Origin of the sequence: Pseudodonghicola flavimaris, assembly GCF_030164425.1 — a bacterium.
Classification (GTDB): domain Bacteria; phylum Pseudomonadota; class Alphaproteobacteria; order Rhodobacterales; family Rhodobacteraceae; genus Pseudodonghicola; species Pseudodonghicola flavimaris.
Genome location: NZ_JASNJD010000030.1, coordinates 1 through 19,211, shown reverse-complemented (window position 1 = coordinate 19,211; position 19,211 = coordinate 1). Strand labels below are relative to the sequence as shown.

19 protein-coding genes and 1 pseudogene are annotated in these 19,211 nt (G+C 59.7%); 17 read left to right on the top strand and 3 right to left on the bottom strand.

All coding sequences use genetic code 11. The features are described 5' to 3' along the window. The first annotated feature begins 40 nt into the window (after window positions 1–40). From QO033_RS23780 to QO033_RS23755, 6 genes are all read left to right on the top strand, one after another. Window positions 41–1,291, top strand: a complete 1,251-nt coding sequence (locus tag QO033_RS23780; protein ID WP_027238721.1) for an ABC transporter substrate-binding protein — start codon at window positions 41–43, stop codon at window positions 1,289–1,291. A gap of 79 nt (window positions 1,292–1,370) precedes the next feature. Beyond that, window positions 1,371–2,147: an enoyl-CoA hydratase/isomerase family protein gene (locus QO033_RS23775; protein WP_027238722.1), complete on the top strand. Its 777-nt coding sequence runs from the start codon at window positions 1,371–1,373 to the stop codon at window positions 2,145–2,147. A gap of 11 nt (window positions 2,148–2,158) precedes the next feature. Then, complete coding sequence (locus QO033_RS23770; protein WP_050685834.1) at window positions 2,159–2,941, top strand: enoyl-CoA hydratase/isomerase family protein; 783 nt, start codon at window positions 2,159–2,161, stop codon at window positions 2,939–2,941. Between the two features lie 42 nt (window positions 2,942–2,983). Continuing rightward, window positions 2,984–3,742, top strand: coding sequence for an electron transfer flavoprotein subunit beta/FixA family protein (locus QO033_RS23765; protein WP_027238724.1), 759 nt, complete (start codon window positions 2,984–2,986; stop codon window positions 3,740–3,742). Next, complete coding sequence (locus tag QO033_RS23760) at window positions 3,742–4,668, top strand: electron transfer flavoprotein subunit alpha/FixB family protein (RefSeq protein WP_050685836.1); 927 nt, start codon at window positions 3,742–3,744, stop codon at window positions 4,666–4,668. Before QO033_RS23765 ends, QO033_RS23760 begins: the two co-directional genes overlap by 1 nt. Window positions 4,669–4,890: 222 nt before the next feature. After that, window positions 4,891–6,048, top strand: a complete 1,158-nt coding sequence (locus tag QO033_RS23755; protein WP_103911560.1) for an acyl-CoA dehydrogenase family protein — start codon at window positions 4,891–4,893, stop codon at window positions 6,046–6,048. 21 nt (window positions 6,049–6,069) lie between these two features. Here QO033_RS23755 and QO033_RS23750 read toward each other — a convergent pair whose 3' ends face one another. Continuing rightward, complete coding sequence (locus QO033_RS23750) at window positions 6,070–7,236, bottom strand: CaiB/BaiF CoA transferase family protein (protein ID WP_050685936.1); 1,167 nt, start codon at window positions 7,234–7,236, stop codon at window positions 6,070–6,072. A gap of 33 nt (window positions 7,237–7,269) precedes the next feature. Then, window positions 7,270–8,415: a CaiB/BaiF CoA transferase family protein gene (locus QO033_RS23745; RefSeq protein WP_142494378.1), complete on the bottom strand. Its 1,146-nt coding sequence runs from the start codon at window positions 8,413–8,415 to the stop codon at window positions 7,270–7,272. Between the two features lie 104 nt (window positions 8,416–8,519). On the opposite strand from QO033_RS23745, the gene QO033_RS23740 reads away from it, so the two are divergent. The 10 genes from QO033_RS23740 to QO033_RS23695 all read left to right on the top strand — a co-directional run bounded on the left by QO033_RS23740 (window position 8,520) and on the right by QO033_RS23695 (window position 17,630). Continuing rightward, window positions 8,520–8,897 carry a Zn-ribbon domain-containing OB-fold protein gene (locus tag QO033_RS23740; protein ID WP_057796766.1) on the top strand — a complete coding sequence of 126 codons (378 nt, stop codon included), beginning with the start codon at window positions 8,520–8,522 and terminating at the stop codon, window positions 8,895–8,897. A gap of 3 nt (window positions 8,898–8,900) precedes the next feature. After that, on the top strand, window positions 8,901–10,052 hold the full coding sequence (locus QO033_RS23735; RefSeq protein ID WP_284483252.1) for a thiolase: 1,152 nt from the start codon (window positions 8,901–8,903) through the stop codon (window positions 10,050–10,052). Between the two features lie 23 nt (window positions 10,053–10,075). Then, a complete protein-coding gene (locus QO033_RS23730; protein WP_173644469.1) occupies window positions 10,076–10,933 on the top strand; it encodes a MaoC/PaaZ C-terminal domain-containing protein in 858 nt (285 codons plus the stop codon). 10 nt (window positions 10,934–10,943) lie between these two features. Then, window positions 10,944–12,080 carry a CaiB/BaiF CoA transferase family protein gene (locus QO033_RS23725; RefSeq protein ID WP_050685940.1) on the top strand — a complete coding sequence of 379 codons (1,137 nt, stop codon included), beginning with the start codon at window positions 10,944–10,946 and terminating at the stop codon, window positions 12,078–12,080. A gap of 63 nt (window positions 12,081–12,143) precedes the next feature. Further along, a complete protein-coding gene (locus tag QO033_RS23720) occupies window positions 12,144–12,863 on the top strand; it encodes a transglutaminase-like domain-containing protein (protein ID WP_050685846.1) in 720 nt (239 codons plus the stop codon). Then, complete coding sequence (locus QO033_RS23715) at window positions 12,860–13,309, top strand: MaoC family dehydratase (RefSeq protein WP_238367127.1); 450 nt, start codon at window positions 12,860–12,862, stop codon at window positions 13,307–13,309. The genes QO033_RS23720 and QO033_RS23715 overlap by 4 nt, the downstream gene beginning before the upstream one ends. Then, a complete protein-coding gene (locus QO033_RS23710; RefSeq protein WP_050685850.1) occupies window positions 13,296–14,420 on the top strand; it encodes an acyl-CoA dehydrogenase family protein in 1,125 nt (374 codons plus the stop codon). The genes QO033_RS23715 and QO033_RS23710 overlap by 14 nt, the downstream gene beginning before the upstream one ends. Further along, complete coding sequence (locus QO033_RS23705) at window positions 14,417–15,568, top strand: acyl-CoA dehydrogenase family protein (protein WP_284483251.1); 1,152 nt, start codon at window positions 14,417–14,419, stop codon at window positions 15,566–15,568. Before QO033_RS23710 ends, QO033_RS23705 begins: the two co-directional genes overlap by 4 nt. Window positions 15,569–15,596: 28 nt before the next feature. Beyond that, window positions 15,597–16,406 (top strand): enoyl-CoA hydratase/isomerase family protein, encoded by an 810-nt coding sequence (locus tag QO033_RS23700; protein WP_028095226.1) that lies wholly within the window; start codon window positions 15,597–15,599, stop codon window positions 16,404–16,406. A gap of 27 nt (window positions 16,407–16,433) precedes the next feature. Then, window positions 16,434–17,630, top strand: a complete 1,197-nt coding sequence (locus QO033_RS23695) for a phenylacetate--CoA ligase family protein (protein ID WP_229669281.1) — start codon at window positions 16,434–16,436, stop codon at window positions 17,628–17,630. Window positions 17,631–17,855: 225 nt separating this feature from the next. Here QO033_RS23695 and QO033_RS23690 read toward each other — a convergent pair whose 3' ends face one another. Further along, entirely contained in the window at window positions 17,856–18,833 is a 978-nt protein-coding gene (locus QO033_RS23690) for an FAD-binding oxidoreductase (protein WP_169739214.1), read from the bottom strand. Here QO033_RS23690 and QO033_RS23685 point away from each other — a divergent pair. Continuing rightward, window positions 18,781–19,095, top strand: a pseudogene (locus QO033_RS23685) (SDR family NAD(P)-dependent oxidoreductase); the annotation flags it as partial. The gene QO033_RS23690 and the pseudogene QO033_RS23685 overlap by 53 nt on opposite strands. Between the last annotated feature and the right edge of the window lie 116 nt (window positions 19,096–19,211).

The window sequence follows — 19,211 nt, the reverse complement described above, 5'->3', positions numbered from 1 at the left end:
GTATCACCGCCCCAAACCAAACCAACGGGAGAGAGAAAACATGAAAGTCAAACAGCACATTAAGGCAGTGGTACTTGCTACTGCGCTGGCAGCAAGCGCGACTGTTGCCTCAGCGCAGGACAAGGAGCCGATCCGCTTCGGACTCTGCTTCGACCTCAGTAAATCCTACACGTTCATTTCGCCGCAGGTGGCCCAGGCCGCGCAGGACCTGGCGATGTACACCAACGAAAATGGCGGTATCGAAGGGCATCCGGTTGAAGTCATCATTCGCGATCACGGCAACGAACCGCAGCGCGGTGTGGAATGCTACGAGCAGCTCAAGCGCGAAGGCGTTTTCCTTTTCAATTTTCTGTCCACGCCGGTCACGAACGCGGTTCTGCCGCGTGCGATGAAGGACGGCAACGTGTTGATGCAGTCCTTTGTTGGCCGCGGTGACGCGGTGGACGGCGAAGTGTTCGAATGGGTTTTCCCGGTCGGTCCGACGTACTGGCAGCAGGCGGCAAATGACGTTGCCTTCATCAAGGGTCAGATGGGCGGTGACTTGAGCAAGGCGAAGATCGGGTTCATCTATCTGGATTATCCCTTTGGCCAGGAACCGATCGAGATCCTGAAAACGCTTTCCGAAAAGGAAGGGTTCGAACTGGAGCTGTATCCCGTGCCGCTTCCCGGGTCGGATCAGGCCGGCGCATGGAGCAAAATCCGCCGCGACAAGCCTGACTACGTGATCAGCTGGCTGCTGGCGGGCGGGCATGTGGTCGCCTCGAAGGAAATGCGCCGCAACCGTTTCCCGATCGACCGCTATCTGTCGGTGAACTGGCTGAACGAAGTTGATATCGCCAATATTGGCGCACAAGAGGCGAAAGGCATCCTGCGCGGGACCAACGTGGCCGGTGGCCAGGAAGTTCCGATCGTCAAGACGATGCTGGACACCTACTATGCCAATGGCAAGGGCAGCGGTCCCGAGAGCCTGGTGCGCGACGTGTACTACAACACGGGCATGGCGATCTACTCGGCCGGTTTCGAAGCCGCGCGGATCGCAATTACTGAAAACGGTTGGCCGATCACACCGGAAAGCATGAAGAATGCCTATGAATCGATCGAGGACTTCGATGGAAACGGCATCATGGCCCCGGTTACAGTGACCGACAAAGACCACGGTGGTGGCGGCAAGACTCGGGTCGAACAGTGGAATGGCGAAACCTGGGTTCCGCTGACCGACTGGAGCGCCGACTATCTCGACGTTGTTTGGGATGTCATCAAGCACAGCTCCGCGACGTTCACCGTCGAATAAGACAGAGCTTCCCCGCGGCAGACATGTCGCGGGGAAGCTTTCCGCAGTTAGATTGTCCCGAGAAAGCGAAGCAGGTATCATGAGCCCCATTGACGTGAAGATCGAAGACGGAATTGCGACCGTCTGTATCAACCGGCCCGAACGTAAAAACGCGCTTTCCGTGGCGGCGACGAACGGGCTGACCGATGCTTGGGAAAAGATCGAGGCGGATGACAGCGTTCGTGTGGCCATTCTGACTTCTGCCGATTGCGGCGTTTTCAGCGCCGGACTGGATCTGAAGGAAGCCACACAAATCGCACGCGACGAGGGTGTCGATATTCTGACCAAGATGCGCGACCCGTTTCACGAGACCATGCGCGCCTGCAAGAAACCGATCATCGCGGCGATGACAGGGTCGCTGATGGCGGGCGGCATGATGCTGACCTTGAATTGCGATCTGCGGGTCGGTCTCAAGGGGACCAAGGTCGGTATCACCGAAGTAAAGATCGGTCGTGGATCGCCTTGGGCATCGCCAGCATTGTCCATGCTGCCGCAGCCCATCCTTATGGAAATAGTTCTGACCGGCGACTTGATGCCGATCGAGCGCCTGCACGAATACGGGTTCACCAACTATATCGAAGACACTCCCGATGCTGTCCGCGCACGGGCCTTCGACCTTGCCAAACGCATTGCCAGCGCGGCCCCGCTGTCGGTTGTTGCCGCGAAAGGCAGTGTTCGCGCAACCATGGATCTGGGCTGTGCCGGTGGCCTGAAAGAGGGCAAGCGCCTGCACGAGGTGGTTTACGCCAGCAACGACGCGATTGAAGGCCCAAAGGCCTTTGCTGAAAAGCGAGCACCCGTCTGGACCGGGACCTGATGGAGACTTGAATGACTGAGCTTATTCGCCTGGACAGGGATGGCCCTGTCGGAATCCTGCGGTTTCTTCAGCCGACAAAACGCAACCCTTACAGCATCGGGTTCGTCGAAGAACTGGTGGCGCTTCTGCGCGAAGCCGAACGGGACGCTACGATCCGTGTCGTTGTCATGACCGGCGGCGATCATTTCAGCAGCGGCGGCGATCTTGTCGGGTTTCAGTCCGAGATCGCCAAAGGCGCGCGGGCGACGTCGGAAATGGTGGACCTGGTTCACGATGGCGGACGCGCGGCCTATCTGTTTCGCAAACCTCTGATTTCCGCGGTATGCGGCGTGGCTTTTGGCGCGGGCCTCAGCCTGGCCTTGTCGGCGGATATTGTCGTTGCCGCCGAAGATGCCCGGCTGTGCGAAGTATTTGCACGCGTCGGCGGTTGTCCCGACACGGGATCAAGCTGGCTGCTTCAGCAGCGCGCCGGTGCGGGCGTTGCCCGGATGCTTGTGCTCACGGGCCGTGAAATCGACGGGCGCACCGCCAGGGACCTGCGCGTTGTCGAAGAATGCGTGCCGGCCAACCAGGTCGAGGTACGGGCGCTGGAAATTGCCCGCGAGATTGCAACGCACCCGATGTTTGGCGTTCAGACCGCCAAGCGTGTGATGCGCGCCGCAGCCGAGTGCAGCTATCTCGAGGCGCTGGATATCGAGCGCGATGCCCAAAGCGTTTTGCTGTGCGCGCATGACTTTCCCGAGGCCATGAAAGCGTTTTCGGAAAAAAGAACTCCAGAATTCAAAGACCGTTAGCTCGGTTGAAACCTTATCGCAAAACTCAAGGAGACCACGCCAATGAAGGTACTCGTGCCTGTGAAGCGCGTGATCGACTACAACGTGAAGGTTCGTGTCAAAGCGGACGGAAGCGGTGTCGATCTGGCCAACGTTAAGATGTCGATGAACCCTTTCGACGAAATCGCCGTCGAAGAGGCGATTCGCCTGAAAGAGGCCGGCAAGGCCGAAGAAATCGTCGTGGTTTCCATTGGCGTCAAACAGGCGCAGGAAACCCTGCGCACTGCGCTGGCCATGGGTGCGGATCGTGCCATTCTGGTGGTTGCCGCCGATGATGTGCACACCGACATCGAGCCGCTGGCCGTCGCGAAAATCCTGGCCAAGGTGGTCGAGGAAGAGCAGCCCGGTCTGGTTCTGGCGGGCAAACAGGCCATTGACAACGACATGAACGCCACCGGCCAGATGCTGTCGGCGATCCTCGGTTGGAGCCAGGCGACCTTTGCCTCGGAAATGGGCATCGATGGCGACAGTGCCGTCGTGACCCGCGAAGTTGACGGCGGCCTGCAGACCATCAAGGTCAAGATGCCCGCGATCGTCACTGTGGACCTGCGCCTGAACGAGCCGCGCTATGCGTCGCTGCCCAACATCATGAAGGCCAAGAAAAAGCCGCTGGATGAGAAAACCGCCGATGATTACGGCGTTGATGTCACGCCGCGTCTGGAAATCGTCAAAACCTCCGAGCCCGCGGCACGCGCGGCCGGTATCATGGTCGGCTCGGTGGACGAGCTGGTCGCAAAACTCAAAGAAGCGGGGGCTGTGTAATGGCTGTTCTTCTTCTCGCAGAAGTCACCAATGGTGAACTGGCAATCGACGCAACCGCCAAGGCCGTGACCGCGGCCAAGGCCCTGGGCGATGTGACCGTTCTGTGCGCGGGCGCCTCTGCTGCTGCCGCAGGCGACGCCGCCGCCATGATCGACGGTGTGGCTAAGGTTCTGGTCGCCGAAGACGCATCGCTGGGTCACCGCCTGGCCGAACCGACCGCCGCGCTGATCGCATCGCTGGCCGGTGACTATGAACATATCGTCGCCCCGGCCACCACGGACGCCAAGAACGTCATGCCGCGCGTTGCCGCGCTGCTGGACGTGATGGTCCTGTCGGACGTGTCCGGCGTTGTCGATGGCAACACGTTCGAGCGCCCGATCTATGCCGGGAACGCGATTCAGACCGTCAAATCGTCGGATGTGAAAAAGGTCATCACCTTCCGCACCTCGACCTTTGATGCCGCTGGCGAAGGCGGGTCTGCCTCGGTCGAAAGCATCGGCGCCGGGGACGACCCCGGCTTGTCGGAATGGGTCGAAGACAAGGTCGCCGCATCGGATCGTCCCGAACTGACCTCGGCCGGTGTGGTCGTGTCCGGCGGGCGCGGCGTTGGCTCCGAAGAGAACTTTGCCCTGATCGAGAAACTGGCCGACAAGCTGGGCGCCGCCGTTGGCGCATCCCGCGCCGCCGTCGACTCGGGCTTTGCACCGAACGACTGGCAGGTGGGTCAGACCGGCAAGGTCGTGGCACCGGATCTGTACATCGCCGCCGGCATATCGGGCGCGATCCAGCACTTGGCCGGGATGAAGGACAGCAAGATCATCGTCGCGATCAACAAGGACGAAGAAGCCCCGATCTTCCAGGTCGCCGACTTCGGACTGGTCGCCGACCTGTTCCAGGCCGTCCCCGAACTGACCGAGAAGCTGTAAGGGCCACGGCCCAACCCGCCAAAACGCATCAAAGGCCCGCCGAACCCCCGGCGGGCCTTTTTTGGTACGAGCCGAATGGGCGGCGAGCGGATCGGACGGACCAGGATGCGCGCGGTCCTAAGCCTTGTGACGCCTCGTCAGAACGGCTCCGGTTCATTGTCAAGAAGCAAAACACTTGTTAGATTTTGGCTCAACACAAGCTTGAATCGATAGGAAAAATTCATGTCTCTGATTAAGAACTCCCCTAGCTGGGCAGTGGATGAACACAAGATGTTCGCCGATAGTACACGCAGGCTTTTCGATGCAGAGATGGCTCCGAAGATTGAAAAATGGACGGAACAGGGAATTGTTGACCGCGACTTCTGGAAAACAGTCGGTCAGCAGGGTGTCATGGGTGGCTCGATTGCCGAAGAATATGGTGGGTTCGGTGGCGGCATCGGGTTCGACGCGATTACCGTCTACGAGCAGGGGCGCACCGGTGATACGGGTTGGGGCTATGGGATCCAGTCCATCGTAATCCATTATCTCAACGCATATGGCAGTGAGGAACAGAAGAAAAAGTGGTTGCCGAAACTGGTCAGCGGCGACAGCGTTGCGGCGATTGCCATGACCGAGCCTGGAACGGGCTCTGACCTCCAGAACGTACAAACCTATGCGGAAAAGGATGGCAACCACTACAAGATCAACGGATCGAAGATCTTCATCACCAACGGGCACGCGGCGGATCTGGTTGTGATCGTGGCAAAGACCGACCGCAACGCCGGCGCCAAGGGCCTTTCGTTGATCGTTCTGGAAACCGAGGGTGCCGAGGGCTTTCGCCGGGGACGGAACCTGAAGAAACTGGGTATGAAAGGTTCGGATACGGCTGAGCTGTTCTTCGAAGATGTACGCGTGCCTACGGCGAACCTGCTTGGTCCGGAAGAGGGGCAGGGGTTCTACCAGCTGATGAAGCAGCTGCCTTGGGAGCGGCTGATGATCGGCATTACCGCGCTCGGTTTTATTGATTTTGCGATCGATGAAACGGTCAAATATGTTCAGGACCGCAAGGCATTTGGAAGCCGGATCATGGACTTCCAGAATACGCGCTTCAAACTGGCGGAATGCAAAACCAAGGCCGAATTGCTACGTTCCTTCGTCAATGATGGGCTCGCGCGTCTTGAAGCGGGCGAACTTGATACGGCCACGGCTTCGATGGCGAAATGGTGGGGCAGCCAGACGCAGAACGAGGTCATGCATGAATGCCTGCAACTGCACGGTGGTTACGGTTTCATGATGGAATACCCCATCGCGCGTCTTTATGCCGACAGCCGGGTCCAGATGATCTATGGCGGCACCAACGAGATCATGAAGGAATTGATCGCACGTTCGATGGACGTTTGATCCGTCCGGTGCCGGGTGGGGCTATTCCCTACCCGGCCCCAGAATTTCGTCGCTGTGTTCCCCAAGTCGCGGGGCCGGGCGATGATCATGTCGCGCCGGGGTCGCTGAGAAGCGTATCGGCGGGCGTGTCGTCCAGATCGCACCTTCGGTCGGGTGATCAATCCGTTGAAAGAACCCGGTCGCGGCAAGATGGGGATCGTTCGGCAAATCTGACAGGTTGCGCACCGGCATGGCTGGTATGTCTGCCTGCTCCATCAGGGCAAGCCAGTCATTCGTGGTCCGGGTCAGCGCAATCTGCGCCACCATATCGTATACCGCGCCGATGTTGCGGCTACGGGTGTCCATGTCCGTGACCCAGACATGGTCGATCATGTCATTGCGCCCAACCGCCTTGAAAAACCGTGCCCATTGTACGTTGGTGTAGGGCAGAATGGTGATGTAGCCATCAGCGGTCTGAACTGGACGCCGGTGCGGAACCAGCATGCGGGCATAGCCGAAATCCTGCGGAGTCTCTTCAAAGGTGGCCCCATCCATATGTTCGGCCAACAGGAAGGCGGCCAGCGTTTCAAACATCGGAACCTCGACATGCTGGGCCTCTCCAGTACGTTCGCGGTGGAACAGGGCACCCATCACGGCATAGGCGGCGGTGACCCCGCCAAGCTTGTCGGCGAGAATTGTCGGGGCATAAGCGGGCGGTACCCCAGGGTCGCGCAAGGTTGCCAAGCTGGCCAATCCCGACACCGACTGGACGGAATCGTCGAATGCAGGCTTGGCGGCATAGGGCCCGTCCTGCCCGAAACCGGTGGCGGATACCATGATCAGGTTCGGGTTTTCCTGGCGTAGAGTTTCGGGATCCAAAGACAATCTGGCCAGCGCCGCAGGCCGAATGCTCGAAATCATCACATCGGCATCGATGAGCAGTTTGCGCAACTGATCGCGACCGGTTTGCGTTTTTAGGTCCAGTACGACACTGCGCTTGTTACGGTTGGCCCCCAGAAAAGCGGCACCCATCAGCTTGTTGCGCGATGGCTGGACCTGGCGAAGAAGATCGCCCTCGGGGCCTTCCACCTTGATCACATCGGCCCCCAGATCGCCCAGCATCTGCGTCGCCAAAGGTCCGAAAACCACAGAAGTCAGATCGACGATCTTCACGCCTTGAAGAAGCCCCGGTTTGTTCTCAGCGGTCATTTGGTTGTCCACCCTTTTAGTTGCCCACCGTTTTTATGAACGACGGCCGAACTCGGCGCGAAGGGCTTTGCCTTGCGCATCGAAGGCCGGGCAGGGGCCCAGTGCCGTTTCGCCGAGGCTGCGCCGGATCGGGGGGGTCGGGACGTTGATTTCACCGGAAGGCGTGCGAATTACGGACCGGTCAAGCTGGGGGTGACCGGACAGGGTCGCCACGTCGTTCACCGCGCCCGAGGCAATGCCCGCAGCGTCAAGCCGCTTCAGCATCTCGGCGCGGTCATGCGAGGCGAACACGGCCTTGATGAGAACTTCGAGCGCGGGTTTGTTTTCAATTCGCGACGTGTTGTCATGGAACCGGGGGTCGGTTGCCAAAGCCGCATCGCCCAGTATGTGTTCACAGAACCGTTGCCATTCGCCGTTGTGTTGCACGGTAATGACGACAAGCTGACCGTCCTTGCATTCATAGGCCCCGTACGGGCAAATGACCGTGTGGTTCAGTCCGACACGAGGTGTCGGCTTGCCAAGGTAATCGTGATACAGCAGTGGAACCGACATCCAGTCGGCCATCACATCAAACATTGCCACGGAAACGCCGCTGCCCTTGCCGGTGCGATCACGCCCGACAAGTGCTTCGCAGATTCCAGCATGGGCTGTCATACCGGTGGCGATATCGCAGACCGACACGCCCACCCGTCCTGGTCCGTCGGGTGTACCGGTCACTGATGCCAGACCGCTCTCGCATTGCACCAGAAGGTCATAGGCCTTGGCGTTGCGCATCGGGCCGTCTTCGCCATATCCGGTGATGTCGCAGGTCACTAGACGCGGGAAGCTCTCTCGCAGACTCGCGGAATCGAGCCCCAGCTTGGCCAGCGCGCCCGGCAGCAGGTTCTGAATAAACACATCTGCGTTTTCCAGCATCCTGAGCAGGATTTCACGGTCTTCGTCGGCTTTAATGTCCAAGGCGACCGATTCTTTGCCTCGGTTCAGCCATGTGAAATAGGCGCTTTCACCGTTGGCGGCGGTATCGTAGGCGCGGGCGAAATCGCCTGCGCCCTTGCGTTCGATCTTGATCACGCGCGCGCCGGCGTCGGCCAGCCGCGAGGAGCAAAAAGGCGCGGCGACTGCCTGTTCCAACGCAACGACGAGTTTGCCGGAAAGGGGGGCTAAGTCTGAACCTGACATGAGTTTCTCTCAATTGATCCTGAAAGGTTGACTAAATCTAACAATTGTTAGAAAGATTATCAATACGCTTAAACAAAGACTGGGTCGCTTGAAGGAGAACGCCAATGCAGGATGCCAAAGGACCAGACCAGCTTTTCCAACGCGCGCTGGCAGAGGGAGAGATCCTGCTGCCCAAGTGCGACGACTGCGGGGCCTATCACTTTTTCCCGCGAGTCCTGTGTCCACATTGTCATGGCACCGCGATTTCGTGGAAGCAGGCCGGCGGCAAGGGACGGGTCCACACCACAACAGTCGTGCGCCGAAAGCCCGAACGGGGCGGCGACTACAACGTATGCGTCGTCGAGCTGGACGAGGGTGTCCGGATGATGAGCCGGGTCGAGGGCATTGCCCCGGGTGAGGTCGTCATCGACATGCCTGTAACCGCATTCGTGGGCGAGGCCGAGGGTGTTCCGGCCGTGCTTTTCAAACCGTCGGAGGGATAGGCCATGACCACTGAACTTCGGGGGAAATCCGCCATCGTGGGAACCGGTCATGCCGGTCTCGGAGAAGCCCATGGCCTGACGGCCTATGATGTCATGGCGCAATCTGCGCTTGCGGCGCTTGGCGATGCCGGGCTGAAACTGTCCGACGTCGACGGGCTGTTTTGCACCATGATGGAAGACAGCATGCCGGCGCTTATGGCGGCGGAGTATCTGGGCATCCAGCCCCGTTTCATTGATGGCACGATGTCGGGCGGTTCGTCCTTCGTAAACTACCTGACGTCCGCGACCATGGCGCTGGACGCCGGTCTGTGTGATGTCGCGCTGATTGTTTATGGCTCCAACCAGCGCACCGCGTCGGGCAGACTGGTGACCGCTTCACGTCCGCCGGCCTACGAGGCGCCGTATAATCCGCGCTATCCGATCTCGGCCTATGCGATGGCGGCGGCGCGGCACATGCATGAATATGGTACCACCCGCGAACAGCTGGCCGACGTGGCCGTTGCCGCGCGGGCCTGGGCGCAGCGCAACCCCGAAGCGTTCGAGCGCGGCCCGCTGACCCGCGAGGACGTGTTGGGTTCGCGCATGGTGGGCGATCCATTGACCGTGCGCGACTGTTGTCTTGTCACCGACGGTGGCGGCGCGATCGTAATGGTCCGCGCGGACCGCGCCCGGGATTTCCCGAAGGCACCTGCCTATGTGCTGGGCAGTGCTGCGGCAAGCTCGCACCGGCAGATTTCCCAGATGAAGGATTTCACCGTGACCGCGGCCCGCGACTCGGGCGCGCGCGCCTTTGCGGCGGCCGGAGTGACCCCTGCGGATATCCAGGCGGTCGAGCTCTATGATGCCTTCACCATCAACACGATTTTGTTTCTCGAAGATCTTGGGTTCTGCGCGAAGGGCGAGGGAGGGGCCTTTGTCGAGGGCGGACGCATCGCGCCTGGCGGCGTGTTGCCGGTGAACACGAATGGCGGCGGCCTGTCCTGCGTGCACCCCGGGATGTACGGCATCTTCACAGTGATCGAGGCTGCTCGTCAGATCCGTGGCGACGCGCCGGGCATTCAGTTGAAGGATATCGACCTGGCGCTGGCGCATGGCAACGGCGGTGTGCTGTCCAGCCAGGTCACGGCGATACTTGGATCGCAAAACACGCTCTGACGGCAACTAAGGGAGGAAAGTAAATGCCATTGGATTTCGAGGCATTGTCGAACTGGGACTTTGAGGAAATCGAACAGACGCTGACCGAACGGGATACCATCCTGTATGCACTCGGCCTTGGGTTCGGCGAGGATCCGACCGACAAAAAGGAGCTGGCCTATGTCTATGAGGACGGGCTCAAGGCAGTTCCCTCGATGGCGGTCATTTTGGGGTATCCCGGCTTCTGGCTGCGCGATCCCAAGACCGGCGTAAACTGGCAGAAAGTGCTGCACGGCGAACAGTGGCTCGACATCTACAAGCCGCTGCCGACAACTGGCCGGATTGTCGGCCGCAGCAAGATCGACTTCATCGCCGACAAGGGCGAGGGCAAGGGAGCCGTCATTTACCAAAGCCGTGATATTATCGACGCGGACAGCGGTGAAAAACTGGCGCGCGTGGCGATGTCGGCTTTCTGTCGCGGTGATGGGGGGTTCGGCGGTGAAAACCAAGCGGGTCCGGCACCCGCAGTGCTGCCTGATCGGGCGCCTGATCATGTATGTGATATCGATACCCTGCCGCGCCAAGCCCTTATTTATCGTCTCAGCGGTGATTTCAATCCGCTTCATGCTGACCCGGATGTTGCCCGTTCTGTCGGGTTCGACCGCCCGATCCTGCATGGTCTGGCGACCTATGGGCTGGCGGCCCGGGCGATTCTAAAGACGTTGCTTGACTATGATTCTGCCCGGCTTGTCGGTCTGGATGTTCGGTTCTCGGCGCCGGTCTATCCCGGCGAAACCGTGCGGTTCGAAATCTGGGAAGAGGACGGCGAGGCCCGGTTTCGAGCATCTATTCCGGCACGCGACGTGGTTGTTCTGAACAACGGCGCGGCGCGCTTCGCCTGAGGCAGTGAAGATGGCTCAACCGCTCAAGGATATCCTGGTGCTGGATTTCAGCACCCTTCTTCCCGGTCCGATGGCGACGCTCATGCTGTCTGAGGCCGGCGCCGAAGTGATCAAGTTCGAGCGTCCCGGAGTCGGCGAGGACGCGCGCCACACGGAGCCAAAGATCGACGGAGAGAGCATCGGATTTGCTGTGTTGAACCACGGCAAGCGATCGGTGGCCATCGACCTCAAGTCAAGGGGCGCAGTGGAACGTCTGCGCCCCTTAATCGAGAAGGCCGATGTTCTGGTAGAGCAGTTCCGTCCCGGCGTGATGGACCGGCTCGGGCTTGGTTATGATGCTCTGCGCGAGATCAATCCCGGTCTCATCTATTGTTCGATCACCGGCTATGGCCAGACCGGACCAAAGGCCAGCGCCGCCGGCCACGACCTCAACTATGTTGGTGATGCGGGTATCCTGTCGCTCAGTCGCGGACCCGATGACCAGCCAACGGCACCGTTCGGGCTGGTCGCCGATATCGGAGGCGGAACCTATCCTGCGGTGATGAATATCCTGCTGGCCCTGATTGCGCGGCAGGCGAGCGGGCAGGGGACGCATCTGGATATCGCAATGTCCGAGGGAGCGTTCGCCTTTGCCTATTGGGCCCATGCCGAAGGTGTGATTGCCGGGCAGAACATCAAGAACGGTGGCAGCCGCCTGACGGGTGGCCTGGCCCGGTATCGGCTTTATACGGCCGCGGACGGGCGTCAGATCGCCGTCGGCGCGTTGGAAGAAAAGTTCTGGCAGTCGTTCTGCGATGTCATTGGTTTGCCGGTGGCGCTTCGCGATGACTGGTCCGATCCAAATGCCTGTGCCGCGGAGGTTGCACGTCGTCTGAGGGAACATCCCTCGACCCATTGGGAGGCTTTGCTGGCAGCGGCAGATTGCTGCTGTTCGGTCGTGAAAACGCCCGCCGAGGCGGCACATGACCCGCATTTCAAAGCGCGTGACGTGTTCGGGCGGGCCGTAAAAATCTCCGGCCGGAACGCGCCTGCTTTGCCGCTGCCAATTGCGCCGGAGTTCCGTTCTTCGGGAAATTCGGTCGGAGTTGCAGCCACTCTGGGCGAAGACAATACGCGTTATGGCGTGGACCAACCAAAGACAGAGTAAATCCCGTTGACGGGCAGGTTTTGAATCGGTAATCTAACATATGTTAGAAAAAGGGAGGGGCCAATGGACAAGTCTGACGATGACCTGCCGACAGAAGCTGAGCGTTATGTCATGCCATCGCGCTTTGTGGAAAGCGATAGCTTGGAAGTGCAGGGTTTCGTGACATCGGCTTTGCGTGATCTTCCTGTGGACGCAACCAATCGCGACAAGGCAATCCGCCTGTTCGAAGCGGTGCGCGACGATATTCGCTATGATCCCTATTGTTTTGCGCTGGATGAGGACTCTTACCGTGCCAGCCGTATCGCTGGGGCGGAAGCGGCGTTTTGCGTTCCCAAGGCAATTCTTCTGGCGGCTTGTTTGCGTGCTGTGGGTATCCCCGCCGCTCTGGGGTTTGCGGATGTGCGCAACCACCTGAATACACCCAAGTTGCAGGAGTTGATGGGGACCGATCTCTTTATCTACCACGGCTATGTTCAGCTGTGGTTGGGGAATGAGGCCTACAAAGTGACACCTGCATTCAACATGGAACTGTGTGAAAGATTCGGGGTCAAACCCCTGGTCTTCGACGGCTATCACGACGCGCTCTTTCACGAGTTCGACGAACAGAATCACCGGCACATGGAATATGTGAACGACCGTGGTCTCTATTTCGACGCGCCGATGGGTGAGTTCCTGGTGGCGTTCAAGGAAACCTATCCGAAGCTGGAAGAATTCAACCGCATCCGGATATCCAAGGATGCGAGCGGATACGATGACGGTTTCGCAAAGGAGGGTGCCTCTTGAGGTATCTGGAAGACTTCTCGCCGGGCCAAGTCTATCGCTTTCGCAGCGCTCCGATGAGCGCGGATTCAATAAAGGCGTTTGCCAAGGAGTGGGATCCGCAGCGGCTGCACACCGATGAAGACTATGCAACCGCCATACATGGCAGCCTGATCGCCTCGGGCTTTCAGACGATGCTGGAAGTGTTCAGGCCGGTCATGTCTGAAATGATGGTCGATGTCGCCAATATCGGTGGCATGGGCTTTGACAATCTGCGCTGGCTGCGGCCGGTGCGCCCGAACGAAACCCTTGATGTCGAACTGACGGTCAACGCGGTCACGCCGTCAAAAAGCAAGCCCGACAGAGGTGTTTTGCACTATACGCTCAGCGCCAAAAACCCTGCGGGCGAGGTCGTTTTTTCGACCGACACCCCCGTGATGATTCAGCGAAAACAAAATGACACAGACTGATATCCTTTCCAGCGAACAAGAAGACCTTCGCCTGTTGCGCGAGAGCGCGCGCACGTTGTTTGAACGGGCGGGCGGAAGTGACAGAGCCCGAAAACTTCGTGATGCCGGGGGCGGTTTCGATGCTGAGATGGTCCGGGAACTCGCCGAGGCCGGTGTTTTCGGGGTGGCGGTGCCTGAAGATCAGGGCGGGCTTGGCATGGGCCTAGCCGCCGGGGGTGTCATCGCCGAGGAAGTCGGCCGTGTGATTGCACCGGAACCGGTCGTGTTGACAATCGGTCTGAGTCTTGGCCTTCTGCGCCGCCTTTGTCCGGCTCATCCGAAGATGGCACAGCTCATCGGCGGCGAAATTTCCTTGGCGGTTGCCTGGCAGGAACGCGGCCCCGACGGGGCGCTTGCCGATGCGACCTGCCGATACGCGGACGGAAAGCTGACCGGTGGCAAGGCCTGGGTCGTCGGTGCGATCGGATCTCTAGGGTTCCTGGTCGTGGCTGAAGGAGATGACGGCCCGGTTCTGGTTCTGGCCGAGGCAGACGCGGACGGGCTTGTCATTGACAAACGAGCGCAGGCCGACGGCAGCTCTCTGGGCGAGCTTTCTTTTTCGGGCACCCCGGCCGTGGAATTGGCCAGCGGCGGTGCGGTTCCCACTGCACTGGCCGAGGCTGTCGCTGATGCAACGGCGCTTGCTGCGGCCGAGCTTGTCGGCCTGAGCGAGCGTGCCTTCGAGATCACGCTCGACTACATCAAGACGCGGGAGCAGTTCGACAAGCCGATCGGGTCTTTTCAGGTCATCCAGCACCGTGCCGTCGACCTCAACGTGATATGCGAGGTCGCGCAGGCCGGAGTGCGGGAGGCGCTTGCGCAGATGGACAGCGAAACCGATCCGAAGGTTCGGGCCCCGATTGCCAGCCGTGCGAAGGCGCGGGCGGTTACGGCCGCCAAAAGAATTACCCGTGATGCGATCCAGTTGCACGGGGCGGTCGGGTACACGGATGAGTTCGATATCGGGCTCTACCTGAACCGGGCGCTGGTGCTGTCGGCCTGGTTGGGCGACGATGCCTATCACAGGCGGATTTGGTTCGAGGCACGCGAAGCAGAGGGGGCAGCACAATGACCGACTGGAATGCAATTAGCGATGTGGAATTCCGCAAAGAAGTGCGCCAGTTCTTCGAAGCGGAATATCCCGAGGAGCTGCGTCATCTGCCGCACCGCCCGAAGTTCGCCGAGATCGAACATTGGCACCGCAAGCTGCACGCCAAGGGCTGGGTTGCGCCAGCTTGGCCCGCTGAATTCGGCGGTATGGGCCTAAACGCTGCTAAGCTGCTGATCTTTTATGAAGAGCAGCAGCGCTGGGGCGTCAATCGCGGTCGCGACATGGGCGTGCAGATGGTCGGTCCCCTGATCATCAAATTCGGCACCCAGGAACAAAAAGACTACTGGCTGCCGCGTATCCTGAGTTGCGAAGACATCTGGTGCCAGGGATACTCGGAACCCGGCGCCGGGTCCGATCTGGCGAACCTGCGCACACGCGCAGAGATTGACGGCGACGACTTTGTCATCAACGGACAGAAGATCTGGACCACGATGGCGCATGACGCCACGCATATTTTCATGCTGGTGCGCACCGATCCCGATGCGCCCAAGAAACAACAGGGTATCAGTTTCCTGCTCGCTCCGATGAATCAGCCTGGAGTCGATGTACGCACCATCACGACCCTGTCGGGCGAGACCGAGTTTTGCGAGGTCTTCTTTGACAATGCACGGACGCCCCGCGAGAACCTCGTGGGCGAGCTGAACAAGGGTTGGACGATGGCCAAGGCGCTCTTGAGCTTCGAACGCATTTTCATCGGTTCGCCAAGTCTGGCCCAGAACGCTCTGGGACAGCTTGAAAGTTTTGCCCGTGGCCGTGGCGCGTTTGACGATCCGGTGTTCCGTGACCGCTTTGCCCAGGCGGCACTGGATGTGGAAGATCATGCCGCGCTTTATGCCCGTTTTGCAGATCAGCTCAAACGTGGCGAGACGCTCGGTGCGGATGTGTCCATGCTGAAGATTTGGGTGACTGAATGCTTCCAGCGCATCACCGAGCTGATGATCGAAGCAGCCGGTCCCGATGGCGGCTCCATCGGGCCGCTTCAGGTCGGCAACGTAAGTGTCGATGTTCTGGCGAGTTTCTACAAGGCCAGACCTACCACGATCTACGGTGGATCGAACGAAATCCAAAGAAACATCCTGTCCAAGGCCGTCCTGGGACTGCCTGGCTGAATCAATACCCCACGGAGGAAATAGAACCATGTCGGATCGTTATGCAAAATACGATAAACTGAAATTTGACTACCCGGCGGATCGCGTCCTGCGCATCACGTTCGACCGGCCCGAGACATTCAACTCGGTCGATGCCGAAACCCACACCCAGATGACGGACATGTGGATCGATATCGACCGTGACCCAGACATCAATTCGGTCATCGTGACCGGTGCGGGCAAGGCATTTTCCGCCGGGGGTGATTTCAGCCTGATCGAAAACATGATTGGCAATTCGCACGAGATCATGAAGACGTGGAAAGAAGCCAAGGATCTCGTCTATAACATCATCAACTGCAACAAGCCGATCATTTCCGCGATCAATGGCCCTGCGGCCGGCGCAGGCCTTGTGGTTGCCATCCTGGCCGACATCTCGATCGCCGGAAAGAAGGCCAAGATTGTCGATGGTCATCCCCGCCTTGGTGTTGCCGCCGGTGACGTCGCGGCGATTATCTGGCCGCTGCTGACCTCGATGGCCAAGGCGAAATACTATCTGATGACCTGCAAGCCGGTGTCGGGCGAAGAGGCCGAGCGTATCGGTCTGGTATCAATGTGCGTCGAGGATGACGAGCTGCAGCAGATCGCGCTGGATACAGCCGTCGAACTGGCCAACGGCTCGCAAAGCGCGATTCGCTGGACCAAGTATTCGCTGAACAACTGGCTGCGCCAGGCCGGGCCGATCTTTGATGCGTCGACCGCGCTGGAGATGCTTGGCTTCATGAGCGAGGACGTCAAGGAAGGTGTGTTGTCGCACCGCGAGAAGCGCGCGCCGAACTTCCGTAAGGACTGCCCGCTTTAACACCAGATTGGACGAGGAGGCATGGAAATGTCTGATGATATCTACAAAGATATAGCTCAAGCCTATGCCGCTGCGGCCGAAAAAGCTCCTGGCCTGAAATCGCGATTTACAGCTGCCGGATTCGATCCGGCAGCTGTCACATCGGTGGCGGACCTCTCGCGTCTTCCAGTGATGAAAAAAGAAGAGCTTCTGAAGATCCAGCGCGAGAACCCGCCCTTTGGCGGGTTCCTGGCCTCGGATCTGAAGGATGTCGGGCGGATCTACGTGTCCCCCGGCCCGATTTTCGAACCGGCCCTTTCGGACGGTGGCGGCCACGGCCTTGACCGGCTGTTCAAGGCGGCAGGCGTGGGGCCGGGGGATATCATCCTGAACACCTGGATGTATCATCTGGTGCCCGCGGGGCTTTTGTTCGACGAAGCGGCACAGGCCGCAGGCGCCACGGTGATCCCCGGAGGCGTCGGCAATACGGAGCTTCAGGCACAGATCATCGCCGAAACCGGCGTGACTTCGATCTGCGCTTCGACCGCGTTTTTCCTGACGCTGGCGGACAAGGTGATCGAAACCTATGGCCGCGACGCATGGAAGGTGAAGACAGCCTTCCTCGGCGGTGAGATGGGCGACTGGATGGCCAAGCGCCGCCGGATCGAGGCCGAATACGGCGTGTCCACCTGGGCCGCCTATGCCACCGCCGATCTGGGCCTTGTCGCCTATGAGGATGGCGGCGAAGGCTACCTGGTTCATCCCGACCGCGTGGTGCAGATCTGCGATCCGGTCAGCGGCGAACAGGTCGCTCATGGCGATCCTGGCGAGGTTGTCGTGACCGCGCGCGATTCCACCTGGCCGATGATCCGGTTCGGCACCGGCGACAGCGCCTTTGCCCTGGAAAGCAACGCGGATGGCACCGTCAGCCGGATTTCAGCATTGCAGGGACGGGTCGGGGCAGCGGTCAAAGTGCGCGAGATTTTCGTTTATCCGCGCGTGGTTGAAGAAGTTGTCATCGGCACGCCGGGCGCAAAGGCCGCGCAGGCCGTGGTAACGCGCGAGAACGATCGCGACATGATCCGCCTCTCGCTTGTGCTGGAAGACGGTGCCGACGCTTCCGCCGCAGAAGCAGCCGCCGCTGATACCTTCAAACTGCATGCACGAATTCGTGCTGACGAGGTGAACATTGTTTCGGAACTACCCGAAAATGCAGAACTGATCGTCAACCAAAAAGACCGCTGAGATCGGGTTCTGTGCGCTTTGCCTGAATCCGACCTTTTAGCCGACACTGGCACGCGGGTTTTCGTGGACCCAAGACTTTCAACTTGGCGAAGGTCTTGGGGATCCCGGCCCCGCGCGCCCGTGGGGTGTCGCGGAAAGCGGCACAGGTCAAACGTGGTCGAAATCGACTGTCAGTTTTTTGGTTTTCGGACGGGCCTGGCAGGTCAGGACAAAGTTCTCCTTCAACTACCGAGGCTCCAAAGCATAGTTCAGCGTCATCTCTGCCTCGCCTTCGATAACTTTGGCGCGGCAGGTGGAACACATTGCGCCCTTGCAGCAATAGGGTAGTTCGATACCTGCTGCGGCGGCGGAGACCACGCTTTCCTGATCAGGTGTCATCACAAAGCTGCGGGCGGTGCCATCAAGGATCGCCGTGACCTGAACTCCTTCTCCAGTGGCGGCTTCCGCCGTAAGCGGCGCAAGCGTGACGGTGGCGGTATTGTCAGCATCGGCGGGAGCGAACAGCTCGTCATGAAAACGGTTCTCTTCAACGCCGAGGTCGCGGAGCGCGGTCTTGAGTTCCTGAATCATCTCGGCGGGGCCGCAAAGAAAAGCATCTTCTATTTCTGCCGGAGCGAACAGGGCACCGGAGAACTTGCGCAGCTTTTCCGCATCAAGCCGGCCCGAGAATAGTGGGGAATCGGTGCCTTCGCGCGTCAGTGTATGAAAAAGAGAGAACCGTCCGGGATAGGTATCCTTGAGATCGTTCAATTCGTCGCGGAAGATGATGGAACTTAGCGTTCGACTGCCGTAAAAAAGGATGAAGTTGGCCCCGGCCTCGGTGGCAAGCACCGAGCGGATGATCGAAATGATTGGAGTAGTTCCACTGCCCGGGGCCAGGGCGAGATAGGTGCGTGGTCCGCCTTGTCGTATCTTTGATCCGAATGTGCCTTCGGGCGTCATGACATCAAGTTCGGTGCCCGGTGGCAGTTCGCTATGAACGAAAGAGGAAAACGCTCCGCCTTCCAGCAGCTTGACCAGAACGCGCAACTCGCCATCGTCTCGGCCGGAGCTGACCGAATAGCATCGCCGCACACCATCGATATCACCGGCACGGCGCAGCGTGACGTACTGGCCCGGGATGAATTGATAGTCGTCCGCCAGATCTTCGGGATTGGGCGAGCATTTCGCCGAACTGCTGGCGGGGCAGGATGTCGACGTCACATTGGCCGCCCGCCGCGTCGCCCGCTTGTCTGAGCTTTCCGCAAAGATAGCGGCGGAAGGGGGGCAGGCCGATGTGATAGAGATGGACGTGGCGGACCCGGAGTCGGTGGAAGCCGCGCTGAAGGGACGGGTCTTTGACACTGTCATCAACAATGCCGGAACGACGGCATCTCTTCCCGCATTGGAACACGGGCCGGCCGAAATCGACGCGATCATAGACACAAATCTCAAGGGCGCATTTCATGTCGCACCGTATCGGTAGTGCCCCGTGGGGTGGTGTAAGAGGCCGCGCGCGAAGCCCTTGGCGTAGCGCAGCGCGCGGCCGGGCTGGCGGCCATCGCGCTTCTTCGTAGTCTGAGGTTGTTCGAAGACCGACGA